At 45.0% G+C, this 12,652-nt stretch carries 11 protein-coding genes; 3 read left to right on the forward strand and 8 right to left on the reverse strand.

What is annotated here, in order from left to right:
* Nucleotides 1-20: 20 nt before the first annotated feature.
* Nucleotides 21-1,772, reverse strand: coding sequence for an ATP-binding protein (locus KH172YL63_RS10430; RefSeq protein WP_173106038.1), 1,752 nt, complete (start codon nucleotides 1,770-1,772; stop codon nucleotides 21-23).
* A 619-nt stretch (nucleotides 1,773-2,391) separates the two neighbouring features.
* Here KH172YL63_RS10430 and KH172YL63_RS10435 point away from each other — a divergent pair.
* Nucleotides 2,392-2,550: a hypothetical protein gene (locus KH172YL63_RS10435; protein WP_173106039.1), complete on the forward strand. Its 159-nt coding sequence runs from the start codon at nucleotides 2,392-2,394 to the stop codon at nucleotides 2,548-2,550.
* A 43-nt stretch (nucleotides 2,551-2,593) separates the two neighbouring features.
* Here KH172YL63_RS10435 and lepB read toward each other — a convergent pair whose 3' ends face one another.
* Together lepB and KH172YL63_RS10445 are read right to left on the reverse strand one after the other, a co-directional pair.
* Nucleotides 2,594-3,136 (reverse strand): signal peptidase I, encoded by a 543-nt coding sequence (gene lepB, locus KH172YL63_RS10440; RefSeq protein ID WP_232066172.1) that lies wholly within the window; start codon nucleotides 3,134-3,136, stop codon nucleotides 2,594-2,596.
* Between the two features lie 284 nt (nucleotides 3,137-3,420).
* Nucleotides 3,421-4,386, reverse strand: a complete 966-nt coding sequence (locus KH172YL63_RS10445; protein WP_173106040.1) for a DUF2268 domain-containing putative Zn-dependent protease — start codon at nucleotides 4,384-4,386, stop codon at nucleotides 3,421-3,423.
* A 124-nt stretch (nucleotides 4,387-4,510) separates the two neighbouring features.
* Between KH172YL63_RS10445 and KH172YL63_RS10450 the strand changes: the two genes are divergently transcribed.
* Entirely contained in the window at nucleotides 4,511-4,936 is a 426-nt protein-coding gene (locus KH172YL63_RS10450) for a VOC family protein (protein ID WP_173106041.1), read from the forward strand.
* A gap of 185 nt (nucleotides 4,937-5,121) precedes the next feature.
* Here the strand turns inward: KH172YL63_RS10450 and KH172YL63_RS21610 are convergent, their stop codons facing one another.
* The 3 genes from KH172YL63_RS21610 to KH172YL63_RS10470 form a co-directional block, all read right to left on the reverse strand.
* The gene (locus tag KH172YL63_RS21610) at nucleotides 5,122-6,012 is read right to left on the reverse strand and encodes a GNAT family N-acetyltransferase (RefSeq protein WP_232066173.1); all 891 of its coding nucleotides are present in this window, start codon (nucleotides 6,010-6,012) and stop codon (nucleotides 5,122-5,124) included.
* Entirely contained in the window at nucleotides 6,013-7,110 is a 1,098-nt protein-coding gene (locus tag KH172YL63_RS10465) for a hypothetical protein (RefSeq protein WP_173106042.1), read from the reverse strand.
* Nucleotides 7,111-7,238: 128 nt separating this feature from the next.
* On the reverse strand, nucleotides 7,239-8,117 hold the full coding sequence (locus tag KH172YL63_RS10470; RefSeq protein ID WP_173106043.1) for a cupin domain-containing protein: 879 nt from the start codon (nucleotides 8,115-8,117) through the stop codon (nucleotides 7,239-7,241).
* Between the two features lie 143 nt (nucleotides 8,118-8,260).
* Between KH172YL63_RS10470 and KH172YL63_RS10475 the strand changes: the two genes are divergently transcribed.
* Nucleotides 8,261-8,881, forward strand: a complete 621-nt coding sequence (locus tag KH172YL63_RS10475) for a DUF421 domain-containing protein (RefSeq protein WP_173106044.1) — start codon at nucleotides 8,261-8,263, stop codon at nucleotides 8,879-8,881.
* 131 nt (nucleotides 8,882-9,012) lie between these two features.
* Here the strand turns inward: KH172YL63_RS10475 and KH172YL63_RS10480 are convergent, their stop codons facing one another.
* Nucleotides 9,013-10,800, reverse strand: coding sequence for an ABC transporter ATP-binding protein (locus tag KH172YL63_RS10480; protein ID WP_173106045.1), 1,788 nt, complete (start codon nucleotides 10,798-10,800; stop codon nucleotides 9,013-9,015).
* Entirely contained in the window at nucleotides 10,797-12,536 is a 1,740-nt protein-coding gene (locus KH172YL63_RS10485; protein ID WP_173106046.1) for an ABC transporter ATP-binding protein, read from the reverse strand. Before KH172YL63_RS10485 ends, KH172YL63_RS10480 begins: the two co-directional genes overlap by 4 nt.
* Between the last annotated feature and the right edge of the window lie 116 nt (nucleotides 12,537-12,652).

Below are 12,652 nucleotides of genomic sequence, written 5' to 3' on the forward strand. Positions count from 1 at the left end.
GGAAATTCGTCTCCTTGTTTTTATTTGGCTATGATTTCAAGCATTTCTTTTTTTTGCAATAATAAGGTCACTGTGGTCCCCCACCCTACTTTACTTTTCACCGACATCTCCCCTTCATAATCTTTTACGAGTTTGAAACAGATGGTCAGGCCGATGCCGGTCCCTTTTTCTTTGTTGGTGAAATATGGTTCTCCAATACGGGAAAGGCGTTTTTTGGATATCCCTTTTCCATTGTCGATGATCCGAATCCTGACACAGTCTTTCCACAAGTCCAGTTTGATTTTTATCGTCCCCCGTTCAGGTAAGGCTTCCATGCTGTTTTTAACCGTGTTGATGATCACCTGTTTAAAATGAGAACGATAGAAAGAGATGAGCGTCTCTGCAGGCAGTGAGTTGATTACGACAATTTGTTTATTCTGTTCCATTGCAATTCCTTCAAATAGAATCTTTACATTCATGATTTCCTGAAAGACATCCAAGGATAATTCCTGCTCAGTGGGAACCTCTTCGCTTTTTGCTTCGGGCTTGGCCAGTAACAGGAGCTCTTTCAACACTTCATCGATCCGATCTATTTCTCCAAGCATGATTCCCTCAAAATCACTTTCTTTTTTCCTCTCTTTCATCAGCTGTAAGAAGCCGCGAACGGTGGTTAATGGATTCCTGATTTCATGGGCGATGCTTGCGGCAAGCTCTCCGATGACCTTAGACTTTTCAGATGTAATGAGCAGTTGTTCATTCAGCTTTTGGTTGGTGTAATCAATGCCATAACATAGTGTATAATGCTCTTCATGCTGATGTTCGAACGTCATGATTCCCCAATGAATATAGTGGACCTCCCCGTCTTCCCGGGTAAGCTTTAGAAGCTCGTCATTTCCGCCACATAAAGGGAAGCGCTTTAAAAATGAGGTGAAATCCATACCGATCAACTCTTCACGGGTTACTGCCAGCAGTTGGCAGATGGAATGATTGACTTTTACGATCTTGTCATCCATATCCCGTACGACTAGATAGTTCGGGTTAATATTCATCATTTCTTCTAATAATGTACTCTGTTGTCCAAGGGCAAGATTTACAGAATTCAGCCGTTCAGACTGTAGTTGAAAGAAACTGAGGAAAAGAAGAACGGCGACCAGGATCGAATTGAAACTGGAAAAATATAAGGGATACAGGCCGAACCCGCTGAATACACCATTCAGAAATACAAAGAGTGAGCCAAAAGCAAGTTTCGTATAAAATCCCCTGAAATACGCCTCTTTCACCTTGACCGTGATTCTGAGTAAATAAATGGTATGAATGAAGACGATAAGGATGTTGATCAGGAACAAAGAATGAAGCGATCCATACACTGGTACAAAATGAGAAGGTGCGAATGATGTTTCAGGATGAGTCGTATAGGTCTCTACTCCATAGCTCGTGAAATTGACAATATATACGAGCAAACTGAATGCAAGAGATAGATTCAGGCCAACTTTATTAAATATTTTTCGATAATGATGAAATTCTTGATGCACCTGAACGAGATAATAGACAAAATAATAGGAGAGCGGCATCAACATGATAGAACCTATCCGGAACAATCGAAAAGTCCGGTCAATAAATTCTTGAGAGTAGTAGTCATTGGCATATAGAATCGCAATGTCAATTTGCCAAAAACATAAAGATAATAAGAATAGGGATAATGCCTTTGTTAACTTTGATCTGGAATGAAATAAAAGTGAAATGGATATGATTACGGGAATGATTGAAATTGCGACTAACAGGACAAACTCCATTTACATCCCTCCTTTGTTGACGATCATGCAGTGGTTCAGTTCTCCCTTTCAAAGAAATTGATGATGGACATCTCAATGATTGGTTTATTGATGGGCAAGTTAGTGAAAGAAGCGAGAAATGATGTGTCCGCTTCATCTATTCATGCTTATATCGGTAGTGAAAACATTCTCTTGATGAATCTCTGAGTATATTAACCTAGTTGAATCAATGGTGCTTATTCACCATGATATCAGCAGGAATGAATTCAATCTAGAATGAATATGCAGTCATTGCCAATCTCGATATCCTCCAGGTCATTTAGAATGATATGCTTATAAATTGGCGGAACCAAAAAGGCTTGACTTCTTTTCTCTATTGTACTTCTACTAATGTGAACATAAAATACTTACTCTTCTAAAATCACGCGCGTAAATTTATCCTTTTTTACCAGTGTCAGGAAAACATTATACAGAAAAATCCTTTCAAAAAGAAGGAAAAAATGTATTTAATATTCCCATCCGGGTTTTTCAAATAATTCTTTTTCTAGATCAATTGTCTCATTTTTGCAGTGTATGTGATATAATAACTTTTTGTTATCAGTGCAATTCTGACGACATGTCTAAAATGCTAGAGTCAAAGGTGAAGAAATTGAAAGAACGTGACATGCTGCAATCCATCAATAAATTGGGCTCGCTGTTTAAAGCATTCTATGAATGCAGAAGCCCAGCATTAAAAGATAAAATCAAGAGAGAGATCAACATCCTGAGTGAAAAAATCCATCCGAAAAACGATGGATAAATCAAGAAAAAGTGGATGCATGCAGCATCCACTTTTTTTATGTTTAATGCCTGATCAGCTTCATCTCTCCAACCGGCCAAAAAACGATATTGGTCGTGCCAATGACCTGATCAAGAGGGATGGCACCGATCATCCGGCTATCTTTACTGTATGCCCGGTTATCCCCCATCACGAAGATTTCTCCTTCGGGTACAGTGGCTGCCGCCACCGGTGTGTCTTCCAATGTAAAATTCTTTGTCAACAGCCCGGGTGTGTTATTCTTTTGTTCATCTAAATAGGGTTCTTCATATGCTGCCCCATTAATGTAGAGGGTATCGTCCTTATATTCAATCCGGTCTCCCGGCAGTCCGATCACCCGTTTTATATAGTCTTCTGTTTCACTTGCATGAAACACGACAATGTCGAAACGTTCAGGTTTGTCCAATTTATTGACGATCATCCTGTCATGATCCATCAAAGTGGTATTCATCGATGCACCGTCGACCACGATGGGTGTCAGAATAAATGTCCGGATCAGGACCATCAACAGTATGCCAATTAACAGTGATTTGGCCCATTCCCATATTTCATTTCTGCTGTTGTCCAATTTTTTCACCCTTTCTTTTTTCATAAGGTTGTTTTCGTAAACATTGCTGATTTTACCAAGCGAGAGGCGGTTGATTTCCGCTCCAATCAACTGACGAAGATAAATCTTATTAAACTACTGAACTAACTACTTATTCATTTGGTCCCCAACAGTAAACAATATAATTCAATTATATCTTACTTTATTGGTTACTAAGCCCTCTCTTCTTTAAACAACATCCTGAACGAACAGCGCTAAGTAAAAACTATTCGATGTCACCATTATAAAGTCCTCTTTCATTCCGATCATTTATGATATTCACTTTCTATATAAATCTCATCCGCATCTAAAGATGTCCATTCTTCGATCGTCATGTCTTTGTGATTGTTCAAATATTCCTGCATGATCAAGTTCCCCATACGGTAATTCGCCCATTTGGGAATGTTTAATGAATCATTGCCCATGAACCATTGGTTGTACATGTCTCCGTCCCAATAGGCACCGTTCTCTCTTAATTGTGAAAAAGGCATTTCCATCTTTTCACTGGAGATTTTCTTCGTCCAAGGTGTTTCTGTTTCCGGATAGACAAGTCTTGCAAAGGCATCCCCTTTTCCTTCGAATAATACAAAATCCAGCATATTTGTATAGCCTCCCCCATGTTCCATGGTCACAGCATGGTGGTACTCGTGCGCCATCGTATAGGCCAGTCTTTCATTGGAATATGAAGGGTTGAGCATGAGGAGGATCACGTTTTCATCCAGCGTCCACCCTGCCACACCTTCCATCCCCTCCATATTCACCTGGGGGTTGACGGGAAGGATATAAATGAATTTATCTCCGCCTGGTGATAACAAATGAGTGGAGGTTAAAACAGCGGCTTTGATGATTTCATTTGTTTCATCCTGCCGATTCAACAGACCTGCTGTAAATTCTTTCATTTTACCGACCTTCAGTGTGTTTGTAACGGTTGGAGGAATGTCGAGTTTCATGATCATTTTTTGCTTTCTCATTTCTTTTTTCATCGGGTCCATCACCGTGTAATTCCAGGTGCCGAGTGTATTCAGGTTGCTGTTGTCTTCCGCCACTTCAATATAATCCAGCACTTCCTCATAATAAGGGAGAATATGAAACGTTTGGCTACCTGCTGAGAATGTCACGTCTTCCTGCGGCGGGAGGTCTTTTGTGTTGATGGGAGAAGCCTTCTCCTTTTCTGAACAGGCTGATAGGAAGCTGATCAGCAGGAACAGGATGATCAGTATGATTTTTTTCATGAATCTTCCCTCTCATTTCCTTGAAATATGTATTCATTTCTAAGTTATTGCTTGCGCCTTTTAGATTACGAAACCCAGTCGAGTATGGTAAGATAGCACAATATTTGAATGTAGGTGAATAGTGATGAAAAAAACGATGGATCATATCGGGGTCGCTGTCAGAAGGATAGACGACGCCATTGAATTTTATGAAAATGTATTAGGTGCGACTGTGATCGACAGATACAGAAGCGATGCAAAAGGTGTTGAAAGTGAAATCGCGATCATGGATATCGACGGAGCCCGGACCGAGCTTCTTGCACCGACAAACAACGTCACCTCCCCGATTGCCCGCTTCATCCGCCAAAAAGGGAAAGGCGTGCATCATATCGCCTACCGTGTCGATGACCTTGATGAAGCATTGAAAGAACTGAGCGAAAAAGGGATCAGGACCCTTCCGGACACACTCCGCATCAACAAGCATGGACGGCGGTTGATTTATCTGAATCCTGCAGACACAGAAGGCACAATCATTGAGTATTGTGACTATCCTGATGGTGAAAAAATTTAACCCCTTGGCACTTAAAACATATGCAAACCACATAGCAGGTAACTAAACCTGCTATGATTTTTTCTACAGAATGTCAGTTTCCCTGATAGATAACCAGGAGATGATCGTCAGGACCGGCACCATAAGTGCTAAAAGTATCTTCATACCTTTCTCCCTCTAAATAATCGATATTTTCGACTGCCGTACTAGTTCTGAATCCCGGACTCAATATAACTGCGCAAGAGCGCCCATTCTCCATCCCTACTTTTCTTAAAAGTATTGAAAAATAGGTTCGCTGTCTCCATTTTTTTACCGTCCAATTCAATCGTTGCATGAATGATCGCGATAAATTCATCTTTCTTTAATGGGATGGTGGCTTTAACCTGGAGTATCGATGCTGCACGGTTTTCCTTCACAAAATCAAATCCCTGCTCCCAGCCGCTGATTGATTCTTCATAGCCAAAATCGATGATCTCTCCATGTTTGATTTCCCTTGCACGATACTGCTTTGATATGAATGGTTCAAGCTCGTGTATGGAGGAACTGCGCCAAGCCGCCAAAAATGAGTCAAGACACTCCATAAATGATGTACTTTTGCTGTGCGTTTCCCCCGCCATCCCTGAAGCAAACGTAAACTCCGTATTTCCTTCAGAATTGATTTCCTCATTATACATGCCTTCCGTATAGGAGGATACGGTTGATCTCCAGAACTCTCTGGCAGAATGGTTTTCTTTTAGAACGCCTACGTTCCAATTTCCTTGATAGTGATTGAATAATCGGTTGGCCGCTTGTCTGCCAATCAAGCATGATCGAAATTTCTTCAGCACAAAGAATTCAGCCACGGAATAATACCTTTCATTTTCCTCCTCGATGTGCCTGATAAGGGCAAAGCCTGCAAACGAGCCGTCGATCATGATGAAATAAGGGACTCTGCCTTCTTCGGTCCAATAATGATCCAAATAATCATACTCAAAACGTCCGGTTTCATTCACATCTTCTAATGTGAACGCACTGAATTCATAAAGGTACAATTCCAAAAGTTGCTTCAGAGTCGCTTTCCTGTCGATATCCACCTTTTCCAACTGTAGGTTCATCATTCACCGGGCCTTTCTCTTCCACGCGGGATACGATTCTAGTAACTTTAAGTAGAACTTCAGACGGTCTTTCACTTCTTCAGGCGTCCCGAAGCGTATCGCCTGCTCCCGTGTCATGGAAGATTCCTTCGCCAATTCTAAATGGGTATATGCCATCGTGGAAAGCTTCAGAAACACTTCGACATGAAGGTTTTCTGCTTTCTCGTCCGATCCGTCTGTATAGGCATCAGAGAACCCTTTTGCATGGGCATGCAGCTGCGGGATGCATCGGTGGTAGTTCGCTTTTCCGTACCGCTCCGTATGGGATGCACTGTGGAAGAAGGTTTGATAGTTGAATACATGATTGGCGGCAAGAGACGTTCCCGTGTAGAGAATCGGGAAGGGGTCGATCATTTTTGCTTCTCCTGAAAAGATGATATTTTCTGGCGAAGTGTCCTGGTTTGTCAGGACGATCTTTTCCCCGTTGACCGATCGTTGGGAAATGAGATGTGTACCCAGTTCCAAAACTCTTTCTTTATCAAATTCAAAGGAACTTGAAATCAGTTCATGCAGCTCCTCATCGTATTCTTTCGTTTCTTCAATGATGCATTCCTTCAACGGCATGTCCAATTGACCTTCCAGTTTACCGTCTTCTCCAATCTTCAGGTGACCGATGCCGTTAAAAGGAGATGGCAGGCTTTCAAGTGCCAGGAAAAATGCGCCCAGCTCCCTGCCGTACTTTTCTGCCTCTGTTCTTGATTGTGCCCCGATATTCCGGGATTCTCCAAGGTACGTTTCAACTGTATAGGTGAGTTCTTCATTCACTGAAAATGCAAAATGGGTCGGACATATGCCCAGCTTCGCCCGGTTTCCATGTTCGTAAAATGCCTGCGTCGCCTTGTATTCGCCCGTTAACTCCTCCCCATTGAAATGGACTTCCTGATCGTAAGCCATCTTTTTCGGTATCCGGAGCACGAGCCCTTCTTCCTTTATTAAATACGCTGCGTGCCAGGCACCTTCACCAAGCATGACCCATTTAGAATCTGCTTTCATTCCTATATCGAGCAGTGCGGCTTCAATCAGCTCTTTCTCTGTCACTGCAGCCGTTGTAAGTAAGTTCATTTTTCCCGTGGCTCCTTTTGTATGTATGATCTCTTATCATCTTAACATAATTTACCTTTTATTTTTCCGAAAATTCCAATCTTTGAAAAAGAAGTATGAAACCGTGCCCAGTTCCATACTCCCTCCCTTCAGTACGTATATCCATTACCCTCCATCCCTGCCTCAGCTGCCTCTGCATCCGCCTTGGTCTGGTGAACCGTGCCGTGTGGATGCTGAGGCGGGGCGTATATCGAGTACAGTTTGATTGGTTCTTGTCCTGTATTGATCAGATTATGCCATGTACCCGCAGGGATGATGATGGCATCATCTGTTGATACTACTTTCTCGAAAGTTAATAGATCCTGTCTATCTCCCATTTTGACCACTCCATTTCCCTGTTCGAGACGGAGAAACTGATCAAGGTATGGATGGATCTCAAGACCGATCTCCTCCCCCGGTTTGATGCTCATCAGGGTAACCTGCAAATGTCTCCCTGTCCAGATGGCTTTTCTGAACGCTTCATTGTTCACTGTTGCTTCATCAATATTGATAACATACGGCGCCGGACCGTAATCTTCCGATGTGATCCTGCTCAATTCTCCCGCCAGACTGTTTAACTGTTTTGCATGCGCCCAGCCGTCCATGCATGCATTCATCAAAACGTCATACGCCTCCTGATGCCTTGCATTCAAACAGGCGATCCGGAAGTGCTCATAACCAGCCAGCTCTTTTTCATAGCCCTTGTGTAAACCTTCCAGATAAGTAGAAACTTCAATACGTTCAGGGTGAAAAGACGGCTGTGTGCCGGTCATAGACATGTAGAGATCGGTTAACTGCTGCCAATGACGCTGCTCGTCTTCCAACATACGCTGTAGAGACGTACCGTGGTGTTGGGTCGGAGCGGCACCCATTAACCGGTAATAAAGGTCTGTGGAAGCCGCTTTTCTCTTGATCCCTTCAAGGATGGTATGAGCTGAGTCCGGTTCTGTTATCCCGTAAGGAGCCGATGAAATCGATCTGTGATTCATAACGTTCATTCCCTTCAGATTTTTCCACGATATTATATGCAGAAATGGGCATGGTGTTCCCCGATGTCAGAATCAAGCGGAAACGGGTATATTACATGTTTTAAGCAAAATACTAAGGATACTTAGTAAAGGAGGGGGACCCCATGGACATGGACCTGCTGTGGAAAGCGATCATCATCGTAATCGGCGGAACATTATTACTCCGGATCGCCGGAAGAAAATCGATTTCCCAAATGACCCTGGCCCAGACCGTCATCATGATTGGGATAGGTTCATTGCTCATTCAACCCCTCGCCGGTGAAAGCGTGTTTGCTACACTGGCTGTGGGGATGATGCTTGTACTGTCGCTCGTTATCATAGAATATGTCCAGGTTAAATCTGATACGGTTGAAACATTCATCACCGGAAAGTCGAAAATCCTCATTCAAAACGGTCAGCTCAATGAAACCAATCTCAAAAGCCTGAGGTTCACGGTCGATCAGCTGGAAATGAAACTGCGGCAGCACGGCGTCGCCTCCATCGACAACGTAAAGTGGGCAACCCTTGAACCGAATGGTCAGGTTGGTTATGAATTAAAATCCCATGCACAGCATGCCACGAAACAGGACATCGAACGTCTGCAACAGGAAATCCAGCGCATTCACCTGCTATTGGATCCTTCTAGCACAAATGGAATGCAGATGGAGGCCGGGAAGAAGCAGGACATCTTCAAAGAAGTCGCTGACGGGCATCACAGAAACGAACCGCCGCAGCGCCTGCAGTAATTCCTTTCGTACAACTTTTTGATATAAAAAAATCCGAACGATTATTCGACCTACACACTCATCGAATACGTTCGGATTTTTTATTGGGACATGTGATAACAAGTATGGAATTTGATCCCATTCATGAAGAATCAGGAAACATGATCTACCGTCGTGCCGCCGATTTCAGCTTCCCTGCCAAACAGCCGGGAATAGACGCCTGTTTTATCCTGAAGTAAATCTGTGTGCTTTCCTGCTTCAACGATGCGCCCATTTTCTAAGACGACGATTTGATCGGCAGACAGGACGGTGCTTAACCGGTGAGAAACGATGATGATGGTCTGATGTTTCCCTGATCTCAACACAGCTTCGTTGATTTTAGTTTCAGTGATTGGATCCAGTGCTGAACTCGCTTCGTCGAGGATGAGGATCGGCGCGTCTTTCAGGAGGGCCCTGGCGAGTGAGAGTCGCTGTTTCTGACCTCCTGAAAGCAGGCTTCCCCTTTCACCGACAGGGGTTTCAAGCCCTTCAGGCAATGTGGCAAGAAGCTCTCCCAGTCCGCTGTCTTCCATCACTTCAATGAGTTCTTCATCTGTTGCATCCCGTTTTCCGATCCGTAAATTTTCAGCAAGGGTCCCGCTTCTGAGCATGACGTCCTGCGTCACGATCGCCATCTGGGAACGGAGCCATGCCGTATCCCACTCCCGGATGTCCCGGCCGTCGACTTTGATGCTTCCTGCACCGGTATCGTACAGTTTGAATAAAAGATCCACGATCGTCGACTTCCCAGATCCACTCGGACCGACAAGTGCCCACTTTTCACCTGCCCCGACAGTGAAAGAGATCCCTTTAAGGACTTCTTCATCTTTCCCGGGATAGGAGAATGTGACGTTTTCCAGGGAAAGGTGCCCGCTTGCCCGGCCTCCCCCCATTCCTTCTGTACTCTCAGCGATCGACACTTTCTCTGCGAGGAGAAGTTCAGACCGATCGAGTGCCGGACCTGTTCTTCTCACTGACAGCCAGTTTCGGAGAAGTTTCTGCATTTCATTGGCCGCGATGGTTACGAGTCCTCCTGCAGTCAGCATTTGACCGCTCGTCAGATTTCCATCCCAAATCAATAATGTACTGATCAGATAGACGATTCCGAGGGCAAAGCCGTTGTAGCTCGCGATTACGATCACCGACTGCATCCGTGCCTTCAATTCCTTCACAGAATGGCGGACGAAGCTGTCCCGAATCGTCAACACACTATCCACTTCGCTGTCGGATACCCCCATCACCCGCGATAGATGGATCCCTGTCACGGATTCCCTGAGTCTTTCAAGATACCTCGAAGCTTCTTTCCTTGCATCGGCAGCAGCGGACCTTGTCCGTGCGCCCACCACATTCGATGTCCAATAGAAGATCACGCCGAGGACAACGCTTGTGATCATCAAGTAGGGGTGTATCCACAGGAGGACAAGGCTGTATATGAAGACACCCTGTACGCTCGCCATGAATGTCGAGCCTTCCCACGCAAGGAAATTATGGAGTGTATCAGGATCATCCGACACCCTCGCAAGCATTTCCCCGGTAGAATTATGATGGTAAAAAGAATAAGGCACAATCTGCAGGTGACGGAAAAGTCTGAGCTTCTGCCAATTGGTCACGGTTTTAGCCGTCTGATGGCAGAAGTACTCGTCGATCACCATCATCACGAGATCAAGGACTGCAGACAGGATCAATAACCACATCAAACCCCAAAGCCAGTTGTATTCCTCATTTGGAAGGATCGTATCGATGAGCCAGCTGAGGGCGAGCGTCGGAATCAGTGCTGAAAACACCTGAGAGATGGCAATGACCACAGAATCCGCGATCACCCATTTTTTATAGGGACGAAGGAAGGCGAGAACCCTCCTTCCGTCTCCGTTCTTTTTGCGGGAGACTGAGATCGAACTCATCCAATCATCTCCTTTTCCAGTTCTTTGTATTGAGCCCTGTATAATTCATAATATTTCCCCTTCTGCAGGAGCAGCTCTTCATGGGTGCCCTTTTCGGCTATCACACCTTGATCAAGGAGGATAATCACATCGGCTTTCCTCACTGTGACCAGGCGGTGTGCGATGGTGATCGTCGTACGGCCTGGAATCAGCTTTTCAAGAGATGCCTGCACGCGTTCTTCGGTTTCACCGTCGAGTGAAGAAGTCGCTTCATCAAAGATCAACAGCGGCGGCTGCCGCAGGATCGCCCTTGCCATCGCCACACGCTGACGCTGGCCTCCTGATAGCTTCAGTCCTCTCTCCCCGACAATCGTTTCATATCCTTCTTCCAGGGAGTCAATGAGTTCTTTCAAGCCTGCCGCCTCCACGGCCTTTTCCAATTCTTCGATTGAAGCATCCGGTTTCCCGTATAACAGATTCTGCCGCAGCGTATTGTTGAGCAGGAACGTTTCCTGGGACACGACGCCTACCTGTTTCCTGAAAGAATTCCGGTTATACGAAAACAAGTTCTTATCATCGATTAACACCGCGCCTTGATCCGGTTCATACATGCCGAGCAACAGCTGGACGAGGGTACTCTTCCCTCCGCCGCTCGTCCCTACGATTCCGATATGATTTCCCTGGTCAAGGGAAATGGAGACGCCTTTTAGCACCTGTTTATCAGTGCCTGGATAAGAAAACCACAGATTCTGTAGATCGATCTTTCCTTTCACTTCTCCAAAGGAAGGAAGCTCCTCTTCGTGTTCTTCCGGCAGGTCGAAATATTCATAAATCCTCCGCAGGGCCGGAATCGCCTGCTGTATGGTCAAGGCATGCTCCGCCATCGACCGCACCGGCAGGAACATGATCGGGATGAAGCTCAGACAGGCAACAAGGGTACCGACCGTAATACGCCCGTCCCAGACTGCCCACCCTCCGATCAGCATCACGACGCCCGGTGCCGCAATATTAAAGAGGTTGCCTAGACGCCAGTTCACCTTCCCGATCAGTGCGGCACGGATCGAAAATTGCTTCCAGCGATTGAGCTTCTGCTCCTGGGTGCCGACCTCCAAGTCCTGTGTCTGATAAGTACGTACCAATCTGACACTTTCAATGCTTTCCTGCAGGTGATGATACATATCCGCACTCATTTCCCGCTGAGTCGCACTCATCAGACGCATCTTCTTGCCTAACGTGAAAGAAGGAATAATATAAATGGCAAATACCGCAAACATCACGATCGCAGCTGGCCAGAACAGGATAAAAACGGTTGAGAATGCTGCAACCGCACCCACCACTTGCTGAAGGATACGGGGGACGACCGTATTATTCAAGTTCTGGATGGATTCCACATCATGGGTGAGGCGGAACAGCATATCCCCTCTTGGTGTTTTCGAGAAAAATGACATCGGTGTCCGGTGCAGTCTCCTGAATGCCCTGATCTGCATATCCGTAATCACATCGAGACCGATTTTCACCTGCACATACTCCTGCATCGTTTCAAAAAGTGATTTCCCGAGGTATGCCCCAAGAATCCCACCGACAACCCACAGAAGAAACGCCGTGTCACCTCCGACAATCACATCGTCGACCAGGCGCTTGACGAGGATCGAAGGCACAATCGTAAAGAGACCTCCTATAATGGAAAACAAAAGAGCCACCAACAGTGTTTTCCAATAAGGTTTAAAATGTTTGATCGTTGTATTGAATAAATTCATGATTTCACCCCTCACAAAATTCTATTTTATACCAATCAATGAAAATATTCACTATAAATCGAATTCTGGGAATTCACTGATAATTCGTCCCTTTTATTGTATTCAACCTTTCACCG

The organism is Bacillus sp. KH172YL63 (assembly GCF_011398925.1).
Taxonomy (GTDB): Bacteria; Bacillota; Bacilli; order Bacillales; family Bacillaceae_B; genus Rossellomorea.